The sequence below is a fragment of the Bacillus sp. PSXD-155 genome (genome assembly GCF_049310765.1).
Taxonomy (GTDB): Bacteria; Bacillota; Bacilli; order Bacillales; family Bacillaceae_G; genus Bacillus_A; species Bacillus_A cereus.
On the sequence record NZ_JBMOWC010000007.1, the window covers coordinates 226,129 to 251,654 of the forward strand.

Here is a 25,526-nt window from a genome sequence, read left to right on the forward strand (position 1 = left end):
AACCATAGTGTTATGATGTGTAATCTTGTTTTTTATTTTTGTTAACTGATAGAAAATAGTATAAAGAAAAGAAAATGGGATTCATTTTCTTATTATATATGTTTTGATATGAACGTTAACTTATACATGATTTTAAAAATTAGATAGGTGGTAGAAATACATTGGCAACTACAAAACCATACAGAGTATTACTATATTACATGTACACAACAATTGAAAACCCAGAAGAATTTGCTGCAGAGCATTTAGAATTTTGTAATTCACTTGAATTAAAAGGAAGAATTCTTGTAGCAAAAGAAGGTATTAACGGAACTTGTTCTGGAACTGTAGAGCAAACAGAGAAATACATGGAAGCAATGAATAATGATCCACGTTTTGATGGTATCGTATTTAAAATAGATGAAGAAGAAGGGCATGCATTCAAGAAAATGCACGTACGTCCTCGTCCAGAATTAGTTACACTTCGTCTAGAAGATGACATTAACCCACACGAAATAACTGGGAAGTATTTAGAGCCAAAAGATTTTTATGAGGCAATGAAACAAGAAGATACAGTTATCATTGATGCACGAAATGATTATGAGTTTGATTTAGGACACTTCAAAGGCGCGATTAAACCTGATATCGAATCATTCCGTGAATTACCAGATTGGATTAGAGAAAACAAAGAAACACTTGAAGGTAAAAAGATTTTAACATACTGTACAGGTGGAATTCGTTGTGAGAAATTCTCTGGTTGGTTAGTTCGTGAAGGTTATGAAGATGTAAGTCAGCTTCACGGCGGAATTGTAACGTACGGAAAAGATCCAGAAGTACAAGGTGAGCTTTGGGATGGACAATGTTACGTGTTTGATGAACGTATCGCTGTTCCAGTAAACCAAAAAGAACATGTTATCGTTGGTAAAGATCACTTTACAGGTGAACCATGTGAGCGCTATGTAAACTGTTCAAATCCAGAATGTAATAAGAAAATTTTATGTTCTGAAGAAAACGAAGCGAAATATTTACGTGCATGTTCTCATGAATGTCGTGTAAGCCCACGTAACCGCTATGTAATACAACATGAATTAACTGAAGAACAAGTAGCTGCTGCATTAGAGAAAATCGAAGCAGGGAAGTAAGCTGAATTCGTATAATAAAAAGGGTACTCCAAGTTTTATTTTGGAGTACCCTTTTTTTATTATCCAGTCCTGTCATTTGTCGTTTTTTGTCGGTAAGTCGATATATTTAAAAAATCGCTGATAAAAATTTCACTTACTGTAGCACACCAAGAATTTGAAAATAACCTTCTTTAGTTTTTATCCTCTTTTTCTTTTACAGCAGACAGTACCGTTTGTTTTACCCAAGCTTTTCTTTGTTTATGCTGTAGACCCCATTGGTATAAACTTTGGGCTCCTAAAATAAGTGAAATGACAATGCCGCTAATAGCAATTAATAGAGCGAAAAATTCAAGAGGTGACGATATTTTGTTTGAATCGGTGTTTCTTAAAAGGTCAATCATAGTAAACCCTAACATTTGGCCCACTACAGAGTAGAGCGTTAAAATTAATAATAAAAGGCTATCTTTTTTAGAGGCGACATTTTCTTGATATTTAAACAAACTATCAAGATTTTGTTTCGCGTTCGAGTATAGAACCTCAATATTAAACAGTTTTCTTAAGCGAAAGAAAATATCTTCACTTTGTGATTGGGATACTAATTCTAAAGAAAAATAATTAGCAGTGAACGAATTGATCGAATAAATTAATTTCTCTATTTCATTAGTATCTTGTTCAATGTTTAGCTCAGCATAGGCGTTTGCCATTTTTAATAAAACAATTTTATGAAATAGGTTTAATAATAAAGCATAATAAAATTCTCCGAACATTTGACTAGCAAGTTTAGAGATTTCGCGTTCTCCTTCATTTGTTACACATGTAAAAATATGTTCTTCCATTATGAAATAACGATTTGGAGCCCATCTCTGGTAAGCGTGTTTTTTTAAATAGTCATGAATGTAAGGAAGGTTATTTGCACTCACATAGGGCTTACCATCACTTGTTAATCCGGAAAGACTAGAAGTACGATAAACATCTACTTCATTAAGTTCCATACCTTCTTTTAGTGACAATAAAGTTTGAACGTACATTCTTTGGTCTTCAAAGAAAGGGAAGGTTTGAAAGTATGAACTTCTTAATCTCTTCTTTTCAAAGAAATCAGTTACACCATGAAATAAATAACCAAAAATGAATTTTTCAACTTGGGAATACTTTTTCCCGTTACATTCAATACAAATAGTCTCATTTGTATCATTTTTAGTTTCAAGTACACGGAAGCGAGCAGCGAATTCGATTGCTTCAGATAAAGTCATGTTTGGAGCAGTGTTTACTTCTGTTCGAATTGTTAAGAAGCCAAGTTCATAAGGACAAAGTGTTACATCAATAGAGTGTATCTTGAATGGAATTGAAATAAGGTTTGTTGTTAAATGTCCAGTTAAGTTAAGGTCCTTTGAATAACGTTGCAAGCCCTTTTGATGCTCTGAATGAGGAAAGAGAATTTTATTTGTAAATGAAAGATAGTATGCTTCCATATTTTGATGTGAAACTTTAAACTCCCCATAATATGTATTTTCATCATCGAGATGATCGAGCCGAAAAGGACGAAAATCGTTTTTTTGTAAGAAAGGGAACATATCTTGTTCATATCCAGCTTTAAACGAAAACGGGAACAAAAATTGAAATATAGCTGTTGCTACACCTTTTTCCTCAATTGCTTGTATTGCCTCCATCTACATTGTTTCCTTTCCATATATGCTATAGAAACAACATGCCCAAATTTATTTGAAAATAACCACTCTTTTATACTCAATTGAGAGTGAAAATTCAGCTTATTTAGTAGAGGACATGTATAATGTTATGTATACTAAAAGTTATAAAATTGTATTTTGAAAAGGGGCATGCTGTATGAGGATTTTAGTATTAGGCGCTGGTGGAGTCGGAGGATTTTTTGGTGGCAGATTAGTCGAGAAGGGAGAAGATGTCACGTTTCTTGTTCGTAGTAAACGGAAAAAACAATTAGAGGAAAGAGGACTTGTAATCCGAAGTGTTAACGGGGATTTTTCCTTCCAACCGAAATTAATAACGAAAGAAGAGAGAACTTCTCAATTTGATGTTATTTTATTTTCAACAAAAGCGTATCACTTAAACGAGGCTATTCAAGATTTGAAGCCGTTTGTTGGCGATAATACTGTAATCATTCCATTGTTAAATGGTATCGCTCATTTATCACTACTACAAAAAGAATTCGGCGAAGAAAAAGTAATTGGCGGTTTATGCTTTATCGAGACGACGTTAAACGATCAAGGAGAAATTGTACAAACTAGCGCTGCCAACAGACTTGTGTTTGGAGAAATTAAGTCTCAAAATTCAGAGAGAGTAAAGTATATTTCTAAAGCATTTTCAGGTACGAAGTCTAGTTTTGTTTTAAGTGAAAATATTACGCAAGATATGTGGCATAAATATTTATTTATTACTGTAATGTCAGGTGTGACAACGTTAATGCGTGCACCAATTGGACCAATCCGTGAAAGTGAAGGCGGCCGTGATTTTATCCGTAATGTGTTTGAGGAATCTGTACAAATCATGAGAGTATTAGGAGCTCCAGTAAAGGCTAATATTGCCCAGGAACATATGAAAACGATTGATAAAATTTCGTATGATATGAAGTCATCAATGCAACGTGATATGGAAAAGGGTTCGTTTATTGAAGGGAAGCACTTGCAAGGATATTTACTGGATGTAGCAGAGAAATTTTCTATAGCGGCACCATTATTAGAATCTATATATCAAAATTTAAAGGTGTATGAAGAGATGACCTTTAACAAATCTGTAATAGAATTAGATGTATGAAAAAATAAAAAAGATAGCAATATATAAGTGTATTGCTATCTTTTTTATTTTTTTGTATGACAAATTATTTATTTCTTTTCGTTCTATCTGTCAAATTTATTTCCTGTTCACGTTTACCATATAACTGATTAATTTCATTTGCTACTGCATCTAAATATGAATCGGAAAAAATAGGCTTCTTTTCTTTAGACATATGGGTCTCCTTTGCGGATTTTTAATATTCATTATGTATATTTCTCAGCGGATTATGCGCAATCATTTTAATTTTTTTCTTATTAAAAATTTTTGTTTACTTTTTGAAAATAAAGGAGTATTATAATCCACAGTTTCAATTTTCTAAATCGCTGAAACCGCATGGTACGGGGGACCCGTTTTTACGGATTAGTACATAATCCGATGGGGTGAATCCTTGAAAAAGGTAGGGCTACTCATAGGCCCGAATCCGACAGCTAACCTCGTAAGCGTTATATTGAGAAGGAAGGTGGAGCTTGTGCGACAAAAAAAATAATGTCTACAAGTCTATTTCGCTATGGCTTGTAGACATTTTTTGTTTTCTGAAGAAATAGTTTACTGGCTGTAACAAGCAGAAAAGTTCGTACAAAATTATTGGAGAGTGGACAGCATTGGTTTCATCTATTAAAAGATTTTTAATTGGAAGACCGTTAAAATCAACAGAGCTTGGAGAACAAAAGCTTAATAAAACGAAAGCTTTAGCTATTTTATCTTCTGACGCATTGTCATCAGTTGCTTACGGTCCAGAACAAATTTTAATTGCTTTAGCAGGTGTGGGAGCGATCGCTTATTGGTATTCCATTCCGATCGCTGTTGGGGTATTAGTATTATTGACAGCCCTTATTTTATCTTATCGTCAAATTATTTTTGCTTATCCGCATGGCGGGGGAGCGTATGTTGTATCAAAAGAAAATTTAGGGATGAATCCAGGCTTAATTGCTGGAGGATCTTTATTAGTCGACTATATTTTAACTGTTGCGGTAAGTGTATCTGCAGGTACAGATGCGCTAACATCTGCTTTTCCTAGTTTACATGCACATAATGTAATCATTGCGATTATATTTGTTATATTTATTACCATCTTAAATTTAAGAGGAGTAACGGAATCAGCTTCCGTTTTAGCATATCCTGTTTATTTATTTGTTTTAGCACTATTTATATTAATTGGTGTAGGCATATATAATATTTTGACTGGTCACGTTTCACCAACTTTACACACGCCGATCGGAACGCCGGTTGCGGGCATTAGTTTGTTTTTACTGTTAAGAGCATTTGCATCAGGTAGTTCTGCTTTAACAGGTGTTGAAGCAATTTCAAATGCAATTCCGAACTTTAAAGATCCTGCGCCAAACAATGCTGCAAAAACATTGCTTGCAATGGGTGCATTACTTGCTGTGTTATTTTCAGGAATTGTATTTTTAGCTTATTATTACGGAGTGACGCCGAGTAAAGAAGTAACAGTTGTTTCTCAAATTGCTGAACAAACATTTGGACGTAATTTCATGTACTATTTCATACAAGGTACAACAGCTTTAATATTAATTCTCGCAGCTAATACAGGCTATTCTGCATTTCCTTTATTAGCGGTTAACCTCGCAAAAGATAAATTCATACCGAGAATGTTTACGATTAGAGGAGACCGTCTAGGTTACTCAAACGGTATTATAATACTTGGAGTTGCTTCGATTATTTTAATTGTAGCTTTCCAAGGACAAACAGAACATTTAATTCCGTTATATGCAGTAGGTGTATTTATTCCATTTACACTTTCTCAAACAGGGATGGTATTAAAGTGGCTTCGTGAAAAACCTGAAGGATGGGCTTTAAAATTAACGGTTAATTTAATTGGTGCAGTTATTAGTTTTATCGTAATGAGCATGTTCTTTTTAACTAAATTTGCACAAGTTTGGTCGATTCTTATTTTCTTACCTGCTATTATCTTCTTGTTTCATCGAATTAAGAAGCATTATGATGCAGTGGGTGATCAATTAAGTTTAAAAACTTGTGAACCTCTTATTCCAATTGAGGGGAATGTAATTGTCGTTCCTGTAGCAGGTATGACGCATGTAGTAGAAAATTCATTGAACTATGCGAAATCTCTTTCTGCAGATCAAGTTATCGCTGTATATGTTGCTTTTGACAGAGAAGAGGAAAAGAAATTTGAAGAGAAATGGAAGGTGTGGCAACCTGAAGTAAGGCTTGTTACATTACATTCTCATTATAGAAGTATTATTCAGCCGCTAACGAAATTCATTGATACAGTGCAGTATAAGGCAAGTGAATCGAATTACCGCGTTACGGTCGTTATACCACAGTTCATTCCGAAAAAAGGTTGGCATAACATTCTTCATAATCAATCCAGTTTACTCATACGTGCGTATTTACTTTATAAAAGAAATGTTGTTATTACGACAGTTCCATATCATTTGAAAAAATAAGAAGATTTTTGAAGGATAGCTTCGTGAAAATGAAGCTATCCTTTTTGTGTATATGCTATGCATAATTGCATATGGGTTTAAAAATTATATAGATATAATTTTATCTATTATTTGCAAGTAGTGTTTTCTGTTGTGATATGTAGATATTTCAATCAATAAAGTGAATCGGATTATATTTTGAAATAAGGACATGAAAGCTTGAAAATAAAGGGAATGAAAATACTTCTTTACGTTATATAAACAGCTGTGTTTAAATGACCTTACAGTACAAAACATATATGAAAACAAAACGAAATTTCATATTTACGCATGTTGTTTAGTTAAAAATGAATAATATTTTTACGTAATATATTCACTGTGTGAATGTGGGAATTTCGATGAAATAGAAAATTTATACAATATTATTCATACTAAACACATATGAAAAATAATAAAATGTTTTGTGACGATAAGTAAGTACTGTAGCAATACGAGAGAGGTGGTTCATACATGGATCACGGTGAGAACGTTCTCTATTTTAATCATCTCAAATTATGGGCAAGAAAATAGAATAATAAAATGCGATAGTAATAGTTGCTAATACATAGGAGGAGTTAAAGTGAAAAAGACTTTAATTACAGGGTTATTGGTTACAGCAGTATCTACGAGTTGCTTCATTCCTGTAAGCGCTTACGCTAAGGAGGGGCAAACAGAAGTGAAAACAGTATATGCGCAAAATGTAATTGCTCCAAATACATTATCCAATTCAATTAGAATGTTAGGATCACAATCACCGCTTATTCAAGCATACGGATTAATTATTTTGCAACAGCCAGACATTAAGGTAAATGCGATGAGTAGCTTAACGAATCATCAAAAGTTTGCAAAGGCGAATGTACGAGAATGGATTGATGAATATAATCCGAAGCTAATTGACTTAAATCAAGAAATGATGAGATACAGCACTAGATTTAATAGCTATTATAGTAAGCTCTATGAACTAGCAGGAAACGTAAATGAAGATCAGCAAGCAAAAGCAGATTTTATGAGTGCATATGGAAAATTACAATTGCAAGTACAAAGCATCCAAGAGAGTATGGAGCAAGATTTATTAGAGTTAAATCGATTTAAAACAGTATTAGACAAAGATAGTAACAACTTATCAATTAAAGCCGATGAAGCAATAAAAACACTGCAAGGATCAAGTGGAGATATTGTGAAATTAAGAGAAGATATTAAAAGAATTCAAGGGGAAATTCAAGCTGAACTAACTACTATTTTGAATAGACCTCAAGAAATCATTAAAGGTTCTATTAATATCGGTAAACAAGTATTTACAATCACAAATCAAACTGCACAAACGAAAACAATCGATTTTGTTTCTATCGGTACTTTAAGTAATGAAATTGTAAATGCTGCAGATAGTCAAACGAGAGAAGCAGCTCTTCGCATTCAACAAAAGCAAAAAGAGTTATTGCCACTTATTCAAAAGTTATCACAAACTGAAGCAGAGGCGACTCAAATTACATTCGTTGAAGATCAAGTAAATAGCTTTACAGAATTAATTGATCGTCAAATTATAACTTTAGAAACGTTATTAACGGATTGGAAAGTTTTAAATAATAATATGATTCAAATTCAAACAAATGTTGAAGAAGGCACGTATACAGACAGTAGTTTACTTCAAAAACATTTCAATCAAATTAAAAAAGTAAGTGATGAAATGAATAAGCAAACAAATCAATTTGAAGATTACGTTACAAACGTTGAAGTACATTAAACAGAAAAATAATTAGCGATATAGGGAGAGAAGAAAAATGACAAAAAAACCTTATAAAGTAATGGCTCTATCAGCACTTATGGCAGTATTTGCAGCAGGAAATATTATGCCGGCTCATACGTATGCAGCTGAAAGTACAGTGAAACAAGCTCCAGTTCATGCGGTAGCAAAAGCTTATAATGACTATGAAGAATACTCATTAGGACCAGAAGGCTTAAAAGATGCAATGGAAAGAACAGGTTCAAATGCTTTAGTAATGGATCTGTACGCTTTAACAATTATTAAACAAGGTAATGTTAACTTTGGTAATGTATCATCTGTTGATGCGGCTTTAAAAGGAAAAGTCATTCAGCATCAAGATACAGCGAGAGGAAATGCGAAGCAATGGTTAGATGTATTAAAACCACAGCTTATTTCAACGAATCAAAATATCATTAACTACAATACGAAATTCCAAAACTATTATGATGCTTTAGTTGCTGCAGTTGATGCAAAGGATAAAGCAACTCTTACGAAAGGCTTAACTAGATTATCAAGTAGTATTAATGAAAATAAAGCGCAAGTGGATCAGTTAGTAGAAGACTTGAAGAAATTCCGAAATAAAATGACTTCGGATACGCAAAACTTCAAGGGTGATGCAAATCAAATTACATCTATATTAGCTAGTCAAGATGCAGGGATTCCACTATTACAAAATCAAATTACAACGTACAATGAAGCAATTAGTAAATATAATGCAATTATTATCGGTTCATCTGTTGCGACAGCTCTAGGACCAATTGCAATTATCGGTGGTGCAGTAGTTATTGCTACGGGCGCAGGAACACCGCTAGGAGTAGCATTAATTGCAGGTGGCGCAGCAGCTGTAGGCGGTGGTACAGCTGGTATCGTATTGGCGAAGAAAGAACTTGACAATGCACAAGCTGAAATTCAAAAAATAACTGGACAAATTACAACTGCTCAATTAGAAGTAGCTGGGTTAACGAACATTAAAACACAAACTGAGTATTTAACAAATACGATTGATACTGCAATTACAGCGTTGCAAAACATTTCAAACCAATGGTATACAATGGGATCAAAATACAATTCTTTACTTCAAAATGTGGATTCAATTAGTCCAAACGATCTTGTTTTCATTAAAGAAGATTTAAACATTGCGAAAGATAGCTGGAAAAACATTAAAGACTATGCAGAAAAGATTTATGCTGAAGATATTAAAGTAGTAGATACGAAAAAAGCATAATCGAATACGAATCGTTAGGGCGTTAAGTGTTGATGAATGATTTGAAGCTCCTGTTCAGTTGTGAGCAGGAGCTTTTGATATCCTTATAAAGAGAATAGGTGAAAAATATGCAGAAACGATTTTATAAAAAATGTCTTTTAGCGGTAATGATTGCTGGGGTGGCAACGAGTAACGCATTTCCTTTACATCCTTTTGCAGCAGAACAAAATGTAACGGTGCTACAAGAAAATGTGAAAAACTATTCTCTTGGACCAGCAGGATTCCAAGATGTAATGGCACAAACGACATCAAGCATATTTGCAATGGATTCATATGCAAAATTAATTCAAAATCAACAAGAGACGGATTTAAGTAAAATAAGTTCGATTAATAGTGAATTTAAAGGGAATATGATTCAGCATCAAAGAGATGCAAAAATTAATGCAGCATATTGGTTAAATAATATGAAGCCTCAAATTATGAAAACAGATCAAAATATTATAAATTACAATAATACTTTTCAATCGTATTATAATGACATGTTAATAGCGATTGATCAAAAGGATAGCGGGAAATTAAAAGCGGATTTAGAAAAGTTGTATGCGGATATTGTAAAGAATCAAAATGAGGTAGATGGATTATTAGGAAATTTGAAAGCTTTTCGCGATAGAATGGCGAAAGATACAAATAGTTTCAAAGAGGATACAAATCAGTTAACATCGATATTGGCAAGTACGAATGCTGGTATTCCAGCTCTAGAGCAACAAATAAATACATATAACGATTCGATTAAAAAGAGTAATGATATGGTCATTGCTGGTGGCGTACTTTGCGTAGCTCTAATAACATGTCTTGCTGGCGGGCCGATGATTGCGGTTGCGAAAAAAGATATCGCAAATGCAGAAAGAGAAATCGCCAATTTAAAAGATAGAATTTCAGGAGCACAAGCAGAAGTCGTAATTTTGACTGATGTAAAAAATAAAACAACAAACATGACAGAAACAATTGATGCAGCAATTACAGCACTACAAAACATATCAAATCAATGGTATACAGTAGGTGCAAAATATAATAATTTACTACAAAACGTAAAAGGAATTAGTCCGGAAGAGTTTACGTTTATAAAAGAAGATTTACATACAGCGAAAGATAGCTGGAAAGATGTAAAGGATTATACAGAAAAATTACATGAAGGTGTGGCAAAGTAAACAGTGGACTAGTTCTGCTGTTTATTTTTTTATCCTGTTTTTTTGAGAAATAAATTTTTAAAGAATCATTATAGACTTTTACTTTATTAGTATTAAGTGAAACTTATTCACTTAATTTCCTATCAGAAATTATAAAGTGAAAACAGAACATGAAATACGCAAAAAATATCACAGGGCAGATTCTCAAAATATTTCAAAATCCACCCTGTGATCATATACTCATTTACAAGTGAAAATAATTAATACCCTAAAATATCTACTTCAGCTGCTGAAGCAAATCCATTCTGTCCTTTCGTTACTTCCACTTTTACATACTTTGCAGTAACTGGGGTAAATGTTGCCGTTTTCTTATCACTATTATTTTCCCATGTTCCTGATGATATTTTGTCATACGTAATGCCATCTACACTCGTATAAATATTGTAAGTTAAAATACGGCCATTTTCTGACCAATCTTGCCTTGGAAGATATGCCAATTGTGAAATGGTACGTGTATCACCAAGTTCTAGTGTCAAATTGTAAGGATATTGATTTGGTGTCCAAGTACTATGCCAAAATGTATCTGTTTTTCCATCTATCGCCTTACTAGCTGAGCCCGTTGATTCCTCACTATTTGCACTTGCCTTCATTATTTTTTTTGACAATACAGCAAGTGGTTTAACAGGTTTAGCATCCGTCGCTTCCCATATAGGTGCAATTAATGTTGGGTTGTTTAAAGCTTCTACTTTTTGTCTCGTTTCTTGTGTTGCTTTTAATCCCCATTTATCAAAGAATGGCAGTACATTTTGTTTTGCTATTTTCGATGTATTGTAAATAAATGCCTGTATTTTATCCTCGTCTGTTTTGGGAAGTTGATCCTCTGGTATCTCACGATATAATTTGTGGAGATTTGGATAAAAATCATCCCCATATGCCAAATGAAGTTGCCAAAGCATAACAAGTTTTACAAACAGGTCGTCAATATTTTTATATTCCTTATTTGTTTGTTTTAAATACGCAAAAGCTCTATTATAATCTCCCTCTGTATCTAAACGTGTTGGTATATTTGGGTATATTTTCTTGAATGCAGCTAAAGAATATAGATTATTAGTTACTTCACCCATACCTCTTAAATCATTCCACGTCCATGGATATTGTTGTCGTGCATGTCCCGCTTCATGCATTTGTCCCCACCCAAACTCATTGACATTTAAAGTGCTTTTGATAGCTTCACCAGCAGTCGTAAAGACGGCTCCATCCCAACTTGCATACATGCCCCAACTTTGTGCGTTAGGATTTTCTACAAAGGCCCAAATACGACGAGTTGAACGATGTAAAGGATTAGGATCTGTTTCAGATAGCCCTGCTAACTTGTCTTGCGCTCGAATCATTTCATCATATTTATTTAATAGGGGCACAGGATCTTGATTTACAATATATTTATTGGCACTATCACGAGTTACAGTTAGCACCGCTCGTTCTGATTTCAATTGTACTGCATGTGCATTTGGATAGTTGTTCATCATGGCAATCCAGTCTGCTTTTGTGTGTTTCCCTAATACAAAGAAAGGAATAGGGCTACCGCCTTGCGTTACTTGCACCTTAACTGTTCCTGTGCTTTGAAAATTATCTAACCCTAATACGCCGCCGTTTGGTGAAGAGATAGTATTAGAGCCCGGAGAAAGATCAATTTCTTTTCCCCATTCTTTATCATATTGATGTGTCCCAATAATGGCTCTAATCTTTTGCGTTCCTGATACTGTAATTGTAACCTGTTCATTAGGCTTCACATATATGCCTGTTGGCATATAATTTTTTTGCTCACTTCTTTTTTCTCTTTTTGCTTCATCCCAAAAACTTCCTGTACCTGGAAGGTCAAACTCTCTTTGTTCAAATTGAGTTGCAGTTTGTGCAGTTTCAGCATGTACATCTAAATTGTTTGACATAATAGGTGTAAATAACGTGGTTGCTAAAATAGCAGATGTTGCAAACACCTTTATAGTTTTTTGTAATCTACAATTCTTTCTTCTGTTCATATAGATCAGTCCCTTCGTTAAAATTCATTATTACTTACATACGAAATATCAGTTTTTTCACTAATGCCGAAAGTGGATTTTTTAAATTCACACTTATAAAAAAATGTTGATGATATTTTTAGATGAGTAAAAAAAAGCATAGTAACACTTCAAGTTCCCTTCCTGATTAATTTAGAAACACATTACCTTCATTGATTTTTTTAATCACTCCTCTAAGTAAACAATTAAGATAAATGTCCTATCTCAAAGCTCCTTTCCTAATTTTGGGATTACGAATTAAGTATAGTTCAAAAATAAAGTTATACAATTGAGAAAAATTAAAATGTTAAAAAATTACATTCCCGTAAAATTTTTAACATTTACTAAAAAATATTTGTTATAGAGAGGAGATTCACATACCCATCAAGCTAAACTTTTGAAATATCTCCAAAAGGAAAATTCTATCTCTTCATAATTATTCATACAATCCGATTCAGTTTTCCTTTCTATGGGGGCAATTTAACTCTTAACTTGATGGGCATGTGGCGTTACCTCTAGGAGATAGCTTCATCTAGATAGGATAATGTAAACATGAAAAAATGGGTAAAGTGGAAACACGTTTGTTTATTTGCAAAATGAATAAAAAGAAAACCCCCTTGCAGATAAATGTAAGGGGGTTTTTTTGAGTAGTAATTTCGTATCCATGTGTGCGTAAAAATTTTTCCGTTATCGCTCCCTTTGATAGAATCCATTTTCATATAGGTTTTTTACTGAATTTTTTTAAAAATTAAATTTTACGGCTTGATAATTCGTTCAAAATGATTTAATCTTATGTCAAATGATATGTTTATCTATCAAAAATGCTTTTGTAAAGATAAAGGAGTGATTGAGAATGTTAAACGTCCCATTGATGGTAAGCCTTTAGGTGCAGCAGCATTGAAAAGGTTGGGAAGAAATGAGTGAGCTTTCACAATAAAGAACTCTATAACTTTATGTAATGTTTGATACCTTCGATTAGATTTTTTGAAAAACAAACTAATATTAATTGAATCAAAGTTTAGAAAGTAAATATATGAGTAGTAGAAAAAATCCATTAGTTGTTATCATGTCTTGATGAAAAACGTAAAAAATAGGCAAGAGAAATTCTGAGAAAGCCTGTTCAGAAAGTATGGTATAAAAGCAGGTTAGTGAGAGGAATTCAAAACCAATTTGATAAAAGCGAGGTAAATAATATGACTTTTGAAGAAAAATTACAAGCATATGCAGAACTTACGGTGAAAATCGGTGTTAATATTCAACCAGGGCAATACTTATTAGTCAATACATCAGTAGATGCATTGGATTTCGCCCGTATAGTTGTCAAAGAGGCTTATAAGGCTGGGGCAGGGCGTGTTCATGTTAATTTTTCGGATGAAGAAATGGAACGTGCTTACTTTGATTATGCCTCAGATGAAGAATTTAATCGCTTCCCAGAGTGGATAGTCAAAATGAATGATGAGCTGATCGAACGTAAAGGAGCACTATTAATGATAGATGCTACAGATCCTGATAAATTTACAGGTATTTCATCTGAGCGTCTAGCTACCTATCAAAAGGTAGCAGGAGCTGCTCTGAGAAACAATCGCAACGCCGTAATGAAGGATTCAATAGCTTGGTCGATGGTAGCAGTTCCTTCACCAAAGTGGGCATCGAAGGTGTTCCCGGATTTAGCAGCTGAGGATCAAGTACCAGCATTATGGGAGGCTATTTTTAAAGCTGTTCGTATTGGTGAAGGCAGTGCTATTGAAAAATGGCGTGAACATGTAACAAATTTAGAATCTCGTGCGGTCCTACTGAACAATAAAAAATATATGAAGCTTCACTATACAGCGCCAGGTACTGATTTAACAATTGCATTAGCACCACAGTATAAATGGATTACTGGAGGTGGTAAAACTCCTGATGATACTATCTTCATGGCTAATATGCCGACAGAAGAGGTTTATACGTTACCGATGAAACAAGGTGTAAATGGCTATGTAAGCAATACAAAACCACTAGTTTATCAAGGGAATATTATCGATGGCTTTAAACTGACATTTGAAGAAGGAAAAATTGTTAAAGCTGAAGCACAGGTAGGACATGATTTATTACAAGAGCTTATTAATGTGGATGAAGGCTCTTGCTATTTAGGTGAAGTAGCACTTGTACCACATGAATCACCAATTTCAGCATCGGGAATTTTATATTTTAATACATTGTTTGATGAAAATGCATCGAACCATTTAGCGATTGGTAAAGCTTATCCAACTTGCTTAGAGGGTGGAAGAGATTTAGAAAACGATCAGCTTGAAACGTTAGGTGCAAATATTTCAGTAACACATGAGGACTTTATGATTGGCAGCAGTGAGATGGACATCGACGGTATTCTATCAGATGGAACTGTAGAACCAATTTTCCGTAAAGGTAGCTGGGCATTTTAAGTTTTTAATTTGAAGAAAGGAGTAGAGTGGATGAAGCGATTAGCATAATCGGTGCAACTATATAGGTGTTTCATCTGCTTTTGCTCAGGCTGAAAACTAGCTCTTTAATTAGAAGTAAAATGCATGCAAAGGAGATAGGCCAATGAATTTCTGGGAAGTTGTTTTGATAATTGTAAATTTTAGTCTATTGAGTTGGGTACTGTTAGTAGGCCGGGAAACGAAAAAGTGGTCTAAATTAGCTACTTTGGTTGCCGTTGTAATGGTTACAGTTCAGTTATTGGCAGAAGGTTTTAGGTGGCAGATGATTCCGGCATATGTATCCCCAGTTATCTTAATTTTATGCTATTTATTAACTGGGCGGAAAAAGGGTTTTAGAAGTTCGGGTATATTCATAGTTAAGACTTCGTTGCTATGTATCTATTTGTCTGTAGCAGTTGCGCTACCCTTACTTATGCCAGTATTTTCATTTGAAGAACCAACTGGACCACATAGGGTCGGTACGAAGGTATATCATTGGATTGATCATCAGAGAAATGAACCATATTCGAAAAATCCAACCGATCGGCGCGAACTGATGGTGCAAATTTGGTATCCTGCAGCTGAAAAAAGCAAGGGGAATCGAGAACCTTATATTCGTAACATAAATGAGCTCTCCAAGGGATTGGAAAAAACATTGTCCATTCCTGCATTTGCATTCAGCCACATGGAATTGGTAAAGTCTCATTCGTTTATGGATTTACAACTCTCAGACTCAGAGAATCACTATCCCATATTACTTTTCTCTCATGGTTTTAATGGTTTTCGTAATCAAAACACGTTTCAAGTTGAGGAGTTGGCTAGTCAAGGGTACATTGTTCTAAGTATCGATCATACCTTTGATGCTGCAGCTACCGTCTTTCCAGATGGTCGAACTGCTTACGTACAGCCCATCAATTTAACTGATGAAGGGGATAGCCACATAAAATTATGGGAGGAAGATGTCAGCTTTGTCCTTAATCAGATAGAGAAACTTAACCAAAACGATGAGACCGGCTTCTTTACAGGAAGACTGGATACATCGCGAATTGGAATGTTTGGCCACTCTTACGGTGGAGCTACCGCAGCACAAATACTTGCAAAAGATTCTCGTGTCAAAGCAGCTATCAATATGGATGGTACATTCTATGGGAAAATTTTTCCTGAAAATGGAATTGGAAAACCGTTTCTGCTCATGAGTGCAGAAGAGCCTGATGAAGCAGATCCCTATGAAGTGAGGGAGCGATACGGACGTGGGTTAGCTGGTGGTGGTATGTCAATGCTCATTCCTCATACGGATCATACAAGCTTCACTGATTTACATTTGTTCTCCCCTGTGTTGCAGAGCCCAGGTGAAAATCCAAAGGAAGTTCATCGTATTATCAACGAATTCAGTCTGGCATTTTTTGACCAGTATGTAAAACAGAAGGATGAAGGCTCCATCCTTAAAAGGCTGATGACCAAATACCCGGAAGTGAATTTTAAAATAAACCGATAACTTTATGCAGAAAGTAACTCGTACCATTTCCTTTGGCTCTTGTATTTATTACATTAAAGAATTTAATTTCTTCATCGTTATCTAAATAATGAAATGCTAAAAATGAAACATTCAAAGTGCTATCAGTTTCAGTAATATAATTCTTTTTGAAAAGCTACATTCAGCAGCTGGACACTTTATTTGAGATTGTTTATTATAATATCAAATGATATATTTATCTATCAAAAATGACGACTTTATACAGAAAAAGGGAGAGATTGACGATGAAGAAAGACTTGTCAGCGTTGAAGGAAGCGAGATTTAATGCAATTCTTGATTCAGCTACTATATTGCTTGTTGAAAATCCTACTGCTTCGATGAATGAAATTGCGGAATATGCGGGAATTGGAATTGCTACACTCCATCGCTACGTCGAAAGCAGGGAGAAATTGATGCTGTTCTTGGGCCATCGGGCTATACAACTGGTAAGTGATACTGTAAACCAGATTCCACTGGATGAGGAAAGAAGCGAAAACTATATCCCGGAACTCATTGAAGCGTTAATCCCTTTAGGTGACAAAATCTATTTTCTAGGTCATGATGCATCTGTATTTAACAACAAAGAATTAGGTGAAGCAGAAGAGAAGCTGAGGGAACCCTTAAGACGCGTTATTGAATTGCTACAACAAAGAGGTTACTTTCAGCAAACAGTTAGCAGTGAATGGATTTTGAATACGCTTTATGCTCTGCTTTTCCATACCTGGGAACAGGTACATGAAGGAAATGTGGCTAAAAAATCTGCTGCAGAGCTTGTTTTAAATACATTTTATTATGGTTTCAAAGCTAAGGATGAATTGAGAGGGAAGTGAACTGATTCAAATCCATGATAATTAATATTAATAATATAGAAAGTGAAAAGGAGCAATAGGATAATGAATAAAATCTCTATTGTAAAGGCTGTTCATCAATCTATGGTCGGCGCCCAGCTAAATGTAATGGCATTGGAATACATGGCGTTTCCACTTGCAGGATCTGAGGAGAAGAACACAGTCGATTGGACATTTTGTAAGCTATGGCGGCAGGAGAACAACCGTTTCAGTCATCAATACGCTTATGAAGCTCAAATGGACGGGAAAACTTTAGGGATGATTACTTGCTATCCCATACCCGTTTTAAATCGTCTTGCCTGGCCCACTTTTAAACAGCTGCTTTCGTTCCGAAAGCTGGGTTTTGTTGTTTATAACATTCTGAATATCAAAATGCTTTATTCCATGTTTACCTTGAAGGAGGGAGAAGATGACGAGTTTCACATCGGAACAATTGCCTTACTGCCCGAAAGTCGAGGACTAGGGATAGGTACCAGACTAATTGAATTTGCTGAGGAACAAGCTTCGCTGCAAGGCTTTGCCAAATGCTCTCTGACGGTAAAGAAAGAGAACCAACTTGCCATTAAATTGTATCAGAGGATAGGCTACCAGATTACAGGTGAAATCAATAAACCAAAGTTATCGTTGTACAGAATGGTCAAAAACGTAGAACCTTACAACCATTTATAAAAAATTTGTACAGTATTAGGGTACCGCCACATTGCTCATCAACTTAAGAATTTAGAATTACCCCAAAACGAAAAAATGGACTTTTTGTACAAGTTGACACAAAATTTCGTTTTGGAGGTACTAAAAAATTTTAGCTTGATAGTGATGGGGGCCTCTATATAAAAAAACACAGTTTACACTCAAACTGTGTTTTTTCGACGTACAATGATTTATTAATATCTCTTTTTATTTACTTATATACGTACAGCTGTACCACTTACAGCAACCATTAACATTCCATCACGAACAACTTCGTAATCTACATCAATACCAACGATAGCGTTCGCACCTTTTTGTTTTGCAAGTTCTTTCATTTCGTCCATCGCAATATCACGGGCTTCTTTTAGCTTACTTTCATAAGCACCAGCACGGCCACCAACAACATCACGAACTGAAGCGAATAAATCGCGTACAATGTTTGCACCCATAATAGCTTCCCCATTTACAATATCAATATACTCAATAATCTCTTTACCTTGAATTCCAGAAGTCGTTGTTACAATCATGACTGACACTCTCCTAATATATTATAATTTTTGATTAGCTTTCTTATGGCTTTCTTATGCCGTAGAAAAAGTGGTTCTGTTGCCAAGAATACTCGATAGAAACATAGAGCATTTTTGCATTAAAACTTGCAATTGTCTAACATATGTTTTCCTATGACATATGCAATTGAATAAAAGTAATAGAATTATTTAGCATATGTATCGCCATAACATATGCAAGGGATCTGTTAGAAATAAGATAAGCCGCAGTAAGTATCACCGCGCCAGGTAGATATATAGCATAATCCGAAAGCTGGTTCGTATGAAGGAATGTAAAAATTAGAATCGAAATGATAGATGCAATAGCAGTACCAATATAATGTGAAAAACGATTTAATATTATATGACGAAATATAATTTCTTCAAGTATTGGACCGAGAATACCAAATACAAGTAATGTAAATATAAGAGGTATCTCCGCGCCCGTTTCAAGGAGCTGTTCTTGATTCTCTGGCTGACCAAGTGCGAGAAAACGCATAACAGTCTGTTCTACAATTACCGTAAATAAAACCACCAGAGGAACACTTACTATTTTCAAAATTGTCTTCTCTTTAAAATAAGCAAAACTCTCAATAATTTCTTTCTTAAATAAAATTATTCCTATAATAGCAGGTACAGTAAAAGCAATGGCACTAATAATAAATTCTGAGTCAGCTAAATTGCTGTTAGTTAAAAGTGATAGGCCAAATAATATGAACCAGCCAAATTGAAGTAGTGTAAAGATTGTAAAAACTAGTAGCATATTAATTTCTTTTTTATTGGTTTGTATAAAGTTCACTTTGTTACCTCCATAATTAAATTACTTAGAATCTTTGATTTTTCTTTCTGCATTATGTTCTCCTTCTAAAATATATTTATATAAATATCGAACCGGACCGTTCGGTTCGGAAACTAATGATACTATAAGTTTCTAGTTTTTTAAACCCCTTTTATAAATTATTAATAAAATAAAAATGGTAAACAACAAATATATTTATATCTCAGTTGCTTATTTACAAGCAAATTTCAGTACTCATTAATTTTTGACAATTAGCTTTTTATAGAATGAAGTGATAAGGCTTTTAACTGCAAGGACTGCGGGAGATATCCTAATATACGAAGTGAAAGTGGGAGTAGTTCAAACACTTTAGCTAAACATATTAATAAAAATTATATATAATAATCATATGTCTATACGTTAAAATTAACTATATATTTTTACACCTCTACGATTTTAGGTAAAATTAGTTGTATAATATGACTGAATTAAACAATCGGTCATGTTATTTTTAACAGAAAATTCACTTAAGTTATATGGATAATATAATTTGATTAACTTCTTTTCAAATTGTATTGTTTGAGGTTTCCATAAGATAGGGATTGATAAGATATTTCTGTTCCGAACTTATTTATACTTACAAAAAAATTAAGAAAATAGAGGGTAAACATTACCTAGAATATTAGGATCGTTTTCATTAGGAGGATTACAAAGCATGACTAAAGTTGATAAGGTAAAAGAAAAAATTATTGAAACATCATTATATTTATTTAATACTAATGGGATAACTCGCACATCCATTCAGGATATAATGACAGCTACTGAGTTACCTAAAGGATCTATTTATCGTAGATTTAAAAGTAAAGAAGAAATTGTCCTTGCTGCCTACGACAAAAGTGGTGAGATTATGTGGAGTCATTTTCATAAAGCAATGGAAAATAAAAAGAATGCAATTGATAAAATCCTTGCAATATTCCTTGTATATCAAGATGCAGCTAATAACCCTCCTATTGCTGGAGGCTGTCCATTACTTAATAGCGCAATTGAAAGTACTGGAGTATTTCCAGAATTACAAAAAGCAGCAGCAAAAGGCTATGATGATACAGTAATGTTAATGGCTTCTCTCATAAAAGAAGGAATAGAGAAACAAGAACTTAAAGAAGATATAGACATTATATCACTCGCTTCTTTTCTTGCCTCTTCAATGGAGGGAGCTATTATGGCAAGTCGAGTATCTAACGATAATATACACCATCATTACTTTATTGAACAAATAAAACATCATCTTTTCACTTATTCTAAATAAGTGGGAACTTGCTTGTTTTCATCCGATTTTTATAAAGTTAAATTGAATACATACCCCTTATGGACAGTATCTTTTGTTTATGAGGGGTATTTGAATAGATTTTAGCAAAGGTAGTCTTTAGATGATGTTTCATGTTTCTTATTGAACGATTTCATTATATATAATAAGCGTAATAGAAGTTCAGTTAAATAAAATTCGGTAGTCGAATTTTTTTGCATAAAGCTGTATAATGCTTGTAACGAAAGGGAAATACAGGAAGGGATTTGTAATGAGTTACTATGGAAAAAGATAAACAACAATTAAGCGTTGAAGTTGCAAGATTATATTATCAATCAGATTATAGTCAGCAAGAAATTGCTAACAAATTAAATATTTCAAGACCGACGATTTCTAGATTGTTAAAGTACGCGAAAGAAAAAGGGTTTGTTCAAATTAGCATCGCCGATCCATTTGCGGATTTAGATAACGTTGGGAATTTACTGAAAGAAAAGTACAACTTGTTAGAGGCACATGTTGTGTTTTCTCCAGTACCGGAATATGCAACGATTACAGAGTATATAAGTAAATATGCTGCTGAGTATATGGAAAAGACGGTTAAAAACGGTGATATTGTTGGTGTAAGCTGGGGAATGACGATGTATGAAATCGCTAGAAAAATCGTACCGCAACATGTAAAAGGGGTAGAGGTTGTCCAGTTAAAAGGCGGTATTAGTCATTCGAGTGTAAATACATATGCGAATGAGACGATAGCTTTATTTGCAGATGCTTTTCAAACGACGCCAAGAAATCTACCTCTTCCAGTTATATTTGATAATGCAGTGACAAAAGAATTAGTAGAGCAGGATCGACATATTCATCACATTATTGAAATGGGGAAACAAGCGAATATTGCAGTTTTCACTGTAGGAACAGTGCGAGACGAAGCGCTATTATTCCGATTAGGTTATTTCGATAAGGATGAAACAAGTTTACTCAAAAAACAATCGGTCGGTGACATTTGTTCACGTTTCTTTGATGGAGACGGAAATATTAGTAGCGAAGAGATTAATCAGCGTACAATTGGAATTGAGTTAGAGGAACTGAAATTAAAGAAACGCTCTATTTTAGTTGCAGGTGGTAATAGAAAAATAAAAGCAATTGATGGTGCGTTACGTGGCGGGTATGCAAATGTATTAATTATCGATCAGCATACAGCAAAAGAACTGTTACATTATCAAAAAGGTTAGAAATAAAAGGAGTTCTCAAAATGTTAATTTTGAGAACTCCTTTTATTTTGTTATGTATGAATGATAGGAGTCTTTTTTGAACACAAATTGCCTTTTTAAAAATAATTATGGATATGGAGATACATACTACCATTGTTAACATAGAAAATTTGATTATATATGAAGTGTTCTTTGTTAGAATGCGCTTTATTTACTACAAGAAAATGCCTTTTAAAAAATAATGAACAAAATTTCAAAAGTGTATTTACATTTGTTCAACTAAGAGTTAGAATGAAGTTGTTAAAAGATATGAGGAGTGAAGATAATGAACATTGCAAAGTTAATTGACCATACAATTTTAAAAGCTAATACTACTAAAGAAGATGTTATGAAAGTAATCGAAGAAGCAAAGGAATATAAATTCGCTTCTGTTTGTATTAACCCAACATGGGTAAAATTAGCGGCTGATGAACTAGCTGGACATGATGTAGACGTTTGTACTGTAATCGGTTTCCCATTAGGAGCAAGCACTACTGAAACAAAAGCATTTGAAACAAAAGATGCTATCGCAAAAGGTGCAACTGAAGTTGATATGGTAATCAACGTAGGCGCTTTAAAAGATGGCGATAACGAACTTGTTGAAAAAGACATTTTTGAAGTAGTACAAGCAGCAAAAGGAAAAGCTCTTGTAAAAGTAATCATTGAAACTTGCCTATTAACAGATGAAGAGAAAGTACGTGCTTGTGAATTATCAGTAAAAGCTGGTGCTGATTTCGTAAAAACTTCAACTGGATTCTCAACTGGCGGAGCAACTGCTGAAGATATCGCATTAATGCGCAAAACAGTTGGACCAAACGTTGGTGTAAAAGCATCTGGCGGTGTTCGTACACGTGAAGATGCAGACAAAATGGTAGCTGCTGGAGCTTCTCGCGTTGGAGCAAGTGCGAGTGTTGCAATCGTATTAAATGATGCAAAAGGTGCTACAGATAACTACTAATCGATAAAAGGTTAAAGCAATAGATATACGTTTAAAGTATATCTATTGCTTTAATAATTGAAAAAATGTAAGCGGATACGAATGGGAGGAAACGGCTTATGAAATACTTAATCGGTGTTTTTGGCCTCGTATTGATTTTAGGTATCGCTTGGCTTGCTAGTAATGATAGAAAGAAAGTCAAATATCGTCCAATCATAACGATGGTTATATTACAATTCATTTTGGGGTTTCTATTATTAAATACAAGTGTAGGGAATATATTAATTAGCGGAATAGCAGATGGTTTTGGAGAGTTATTAAAATATGCCGCTGACGGTGTGAATTTCGTATTTGGTGGATTAGTAAATCAAAAAGAGTTTTCGTTCTTTTTAAGTGTATTAATGCCAATCGTATTTATATCAGCCTTAATAGGTATTTTGCAACACATTAAAGTATTACCTATTATTGTGAAATCTATCGGTCTAGCATTAAGTAAAGTAAATGGAATGGGGAAACTAGAATCATATAACGCTGTTGCTTCTGCGATTTTAGGACAATCTGAAGTGTTTATTTCAGTTAAGAAACAACTAGGATTATTGCCAGAGAAAAGAATGTATACATTATGTGCATCTGCAATGTCTACCGTTTCAATGTCTATCGTTGGATCGTATATGGTGTTATTAAAACCACAATATGTTGTAACCGCTTTAGTGCTTAACTTATTCGGTGGCTTCATCATTGCTTCTATCATTAACCCGTATGAAGTTACTGAGGAAGAAGATATGTTAGAAGTACAAGAAGAAGAGAAAAAGACTTTCTTTGAAGTATTAGGGGAATACATTATTGATGGATTTAAAGTTGCGATTACAGTAGCAGCTATGTTAGTCGGTTTCGTTGCTCTTATCGCATTCATTAATGCAGTATTTAAAGGTGTAATCGGTATTTCATTCCAAGAAATTCTTGGTTATGCATTTGCACCATTTGCATTTATTATGGGTGTACCTTGGCATGAAGCAGTTAATGCCGGAAATATTATGGCAACAAAATTAGTATCAAATGAATTTGTCGCTATGACAGATTTAGCACAAGGAAACTTTAATTTCTCAGATAGAACGACAGCGATTATCTCTGTATTCTTAGTTTCATTTGCAAACTTCTCTTCAATTGGAATTATTGCAGGGGCAGTTAAGAGCTTAAATGAAAAGCAAGGGAATGTAGTCGCAAGATTTGGTTTGAAATTACTTTTCGGTGCAACATTAGTAAGTTTCTTATCAGCAACGATCGTTGGCTTATTATTTTAATAGATTCATATCATATAAAAAGGAATGGTGATTGTAATGAGAATGGTAGATATTATTGCAAAAAAACGTGACGGCAAAGAATTAACGACTGAAGAAATCAAATTCTTTATTAATGGATATACAGACGGAAGTATTCCTGATTATCAAGTGAGTGCACTTGCAATGGCAATCTTTTTTAAAGATATGACAGATCGCGAACGTGCAGATTTAACGATGGCGATGGTTGAGTCTGGAGAAACGATCGACTTATCAGCAATTGAAGGAATTAAAGTAGACAAACATTCAACTGGCGGTGTTGGTGATACAACAACATTAGTATTAGGACCATTAGTAGCTGCTTTAGATGTACCAGTAGCAAAAATGTCTGGTCGTGGATTAGGACATACAGGCGGAACAATTGATAAATTAGAAGCGGTAGAAGGATTCCATGTTGAAATTACGAAAGAGCAGTTCATTGATATTGTAAACCGTGACAAAGTAGCTGTTATTGGACAAACTGGAAACTTAACACCTGCAGATAAAAAGATTTATGCATTACGTGATGTAACAGGAACAGTAAACTCAATTCCATTAATCGCGAGTTCAATTATGAGTAAAAAAATTGCAGCTGGTGCTGACGCAATCGTACTTGATGTAAAAACAGGTGCTGGCGCATTTATGAAAACAGAAGAAGATGCAAAAGAATTAGCTCATGCAATGGTGCGTATCGGAAATAATGTAGGACGTCAAACTATGGCTGTTATTTCAGACATGTCACAACCTCTTGGATTTGCAATTGGTAACGCTCTAGAAGTGAAAGAAGCGATTGATACGTTAAAAGGTGAAGGCCCAGAAGATTTAACGGAATTAGTACTTGTATTAGGAAGTCAAATGGTCGTACTTGCGAAAAAAGCAAATACGTTAGAAGAAGCTCGTGAAATGCTAATTGAAGTGATGAAAAACGGAAAAGCAACTGAGAAGTTTAAAGAGTTCTTAAGCAATCAAGGCGGAGATAGTTCAATTGTAGACAATCCAGAAAAAATGCCACAGGCGAAGTATGTAATTGATGTACCTGCAAAAACTTCAGGTGTTATTTCTAACATTGTTGCAGATGAAATTGGTATCGCAGCTATGCTACTTGGTGCTGGCCGTGCGACAAAAGAAGATGAAATCGATTTAGCAGTAGGATTAATGTTACGTAAAAAAGTTGGCGATGCAGTAAAAGAAGGCGAGCCATTCGTAACAATCTATGCAAATCGTGAAAATGTAGAAGATGTAAAAGCAAAAATTTACGAAAATATTTCTATCGCTGAAACAGCAGTGGCTCCTAAATTAGTTCATACAGTTATTACTGACTAATCATAATTACACATACTTTAAGGGGG

The 25,526-nt window shown here is 34.3% G+C and carries 20 protein-coding genes and 1 riboswitch; of the genes, 15 read left to right on the top strand and 5 right to left on the bottom strand.

Features of this window, described 5'->3' with window-relative positions; genetic code table 11:
- Window positions 1-161 precede the first annotated feature (161 nt).
- On the top strand, window positions 162-1,121 hold the full coding sequence (locus ACO6VI_RS10940; protein ID WP_061666774.1) for a rhodanese-related sulfurtransferase: 960 nt from the start codon (window positions 162-164) through the stop codon (window positions 1,119-1,121).
- 170 nt (window positions 1,122-1,291) lie between these two features.
- On the opposite strand, the gene ACO6VI_RS10945 is transcribed toward ACO6VI_RS10940, so the two are convergent.
- Entirely contained in the window at window positions 1,292-2,767 is a 1,476-nt protein-coding gene (locus ACO6VI_RS10945) for a hypothetical protein (RefSeq protein ID WP_078993432.1), read from the bottom strand.
- A 175-nt stretch (window positions 2,768-2,942) separates the two neighbouring features.
- Here ACO6VI_RS10945 and panE point away from each other — a divergent pair, with 175 nt between their 5' ends.
- A complete protein-coding gene (gene panE, locus ACO6VI_RS10950) occupies window positions 2,943-3,887 on the top strand; it encodes a 2-dehydropantoate 2-reductase (protein WP_063547060.1) in 945 nt (314 codons plus the stop codon).
- Window positions 3,888-3,951: 64 nt separating this feature from the next.
- Here the strand turns inward: panE and ACO6VI_RS10955 are convergent, their stop codons facing one another.
- Window positions 3,952-4,080: a hypothetical protein gene (locus ACO6VI_RS10955; RefSeq protein WP_000031873.1), complete on the bottom strand. Its 129-nt coding sequence runs from the start codon at window positions 4,078-4,080 to the stop codon at window positions 3,952-3,954.
- 139 nt (window positions 4,081-4,219) lie between these two features.
- Window positions 4,220-4,366, top strand: a riboswitch (cyclic di-AMP (ydaO/yuaA leader).
- A gap of 144 nt (window positions 4,367-4,510) precedes the next feature.
- On the opposite strand from ACO6VI_RS10955, the gene ACO6VI_RS10960 reads away from it, so the two are divergent.
- The 4 genes from ACO6VI_RS10960 (at window position 4,511) to nheC (ending at window position 10,529) form a co-directional block, all read left to right on the top strand.
- Complete coding sequence (locus ACO6VI_RS10960) at window positions 4,511-6,337, top strand: APC family permease (RefSeq protein WP_000254899.1); 1,827 nt, start codon at window positions 4,511-4,513, stop codon at window positions 6,335-6,337.
- A gap of 598 nt (window positions 6,338-6,935) precedes the next feature.
- Complete coding sequence (nheA, locus tag ACO6VI_RS10965; protein ID WP_023521684.1) at window positions 6,936-8,096, top strand: non-hemolytic enterotoxin NHE subunit A; 1,161 nt, start codon at window positions 6,936-6,938, stop codon at window positions 8,094-8,096.
- A 37-nt stretch (window positions 8,097-8,133) separates the two neighbouring features.
- Window positions 8,134-9,342, top strand: a complete 1,209-nt coding sequence (gene nheB / locus ACO6VI_RS10970) for a non-hemolytic enterotoxin NHE subunit B (protein ID WP_161519787.1) — start codon at window positions 8,134-8,136, stop codon at window positions 9,340-9,342.
- 107 nt (window positions 9,343-9,449) lie between these two features.
- The gene (nheC, locus tag ACO6VI_RS10975) at window positions 9,450-10,529 is read left to right on the top strand and encodes a non-hemolytic enterotoxin NHE subunit C (protein WP_001171992.1); all 1,080 of its coding nucleotides are present in this window, start codon (window positions 9,450-9,452) and stop codon (window positions 10,527-10,529) included.
- 239 nt (window positions 10,530-10,768) lie between these two features.
- Here the strand turns inward: nheC and ACO6VI_RS10980 are convergent, their stop codons facing one another.
- Window positions 10,769-12,544, bottom strand: a complete 1,776-nt coding sequence (locus ACO6VI_RS10980) for a M60 family metallopeptidase (RefSeq protein WP_001081793.1) — start codon at window positions 12,542-12,544, stop codon at window positions 10,769-10,771.
- A gap of 1,211 nt (window positions 12,545-13,755) precedes the next feature.
- Between ACO6VI_RS10980 and ACO6VI_RS10985 the strand changes: the two genes are divergently transcribed.
- The 4 genes from ACO6VI_RS10985 to ACO6VI_RS11000 all read left to right on the top strand — a co-directional run bounded on the left by ACO6VI_RS10985 (window position 13,756) and on the right by ACO6VI_RS11000 (window position 18,033).
- Window positions 13,756-14,985, top strand: a complete 1,230-nt coding sequence (locus tag ACO6VI_RS10985) for an aminopeptidase (RefSeq protein WP_000141973.1) — start codon at window positions 13,756-13,758, stop codon at window positions 14,983-14,985.
- Between the two features lie 142 nt (window positions 14,986-15,127).
- Window positions 15,128-16,498, top strand: a complete 1,371-nt coding sequence (locus ACO6VI_RS10990; protein WP_161519788.1) for an alpha/beta hydrolase family protein — start codon at window positions 15,128-15,130, stop codon at window positions 16,496-16,498.
- Window positions 16,499-16,761: 263 nt separating this feature from the next.
- A complete protein-coding gene (locus ACO6VI_RS10995) occupies window positions 16,762-17,346 on the top strand; it encodes a TetR/AcrR family transcriptional regulator (RefSeq protein ID WP_000710981.1) in 585 nt (194 codons plus the stop codon).
- Between the two features lie 63 nt (window positions 17,347-17,409).
- Window positions 17,410-18,033 (top strand): GNAT family N-acetyltransferase, encoded by a 624-nt coding sequence (locus ACO6VI_RS11000; protein WP_001033856.1) that lies wholly within the window; start codon window positions 17,410-17,412, stop codon window positions 18,031-18,033.
- Window positions 18,034-18,266: 233 nt separating this feature from the next.
- Here ACO6VI_RS11000 and ACO6VI_RS11005 read toward each other — a convergent pair whose 3' ends face one another.
- Together ACO6VI_RS11005 and ACO6VI_RS11010 are read right to left on the bottom strand one after the other, a co-directional pair.
- On the bottom strand, window positions 18,267-18,578 hold the full coding sequence (locus ACO6VI_RS11005) for a YbjQ family protein (RefSeq protein ID WP_000637507.1): 312 nt from the start codon (window positions 18,576-18,578) through the stop codon (window positions 18,267-18,269).
- A gap of 151 nt (window positions 18,579-18,729) precedes the next feature.
- Entirely contained in the window at window positions 18,730-19,395 is a 666-nt protein-coding gene (locus ACO6VI_RS11010) for a CPBP family intramembrane glutamic endopeptidase (protein ID WP_001009381.1), read from the bottom strand.
- Between the two features lie 694 nt (window positions 19,396-20,089).
- Here ACO6VI_RS11010 and ACO6VI_RS11015 point away from each other — a divergent pair.
- The 5 genes from ACO6VI_RS11015 (at window position 20,090) to ACO6VI_RS11035 (ending at window position 25,500) form a co-directional block, all read left to right on the top strand.
- Window positions 20,090-20,680, top strand: a complete 591-nt coding sequence (locus ACO6VI_RS11015; RefSeq protein WP_000169644.1) for a TetR/AcrR family transcriptional regulator — start codon at window positions 20,090-20,092, stop codon at window positions 20,678-20,680.
- Window positions 20,681-20,958: 278 nt separating this feature from the next.
- Window positions 20,959-21,906, top strand: coding sequence for a sugar-binding transcriptional regulator (locus ACO6VI_RS11020; RefSeq protein ID WP_000409787.1), 948 nt, complete (start codon window positions 20,959-20,961; stop codon window positions 21,904-21,906).
- A gap of 304 nt (window positions 21,907-22,210) precedes the next feature.
- Entirely contained in the window at window positions 22,211-22,882 is a 672-nt protein-coding gene (gene deoC, locus ACO6VI_RS11025) for a deoxyribose-phosphate aldolase (protein ID WP_098033683.1), read from the top strand.
- A gap of 98 nt (window positions 22,883-22,980) precedes the next feature.
- Entirely contained in the window at window positions 22,981-24,162 is a 1,182-nt protein-coding gene (locus ACO6VI_RS11030) for a NupC/NupG family nucleoside CNT transporter (protein WP_000876188.1), read from the top strand.
- A 36-nt stretch (window positions 24,163-24,198) separates the two neighbouring features.
- Entirely contained in the window at window positions 24,199-25,500 is a 1,302-nt protein-coding gene (locus ACO6VI_RS11035) for a pyrimidine-nucleoside phosphorylase (protein WP_001983022.1), read from the top strand.
- Window positions 25,501-25,526: the final 26 nt, after the last annotated feature.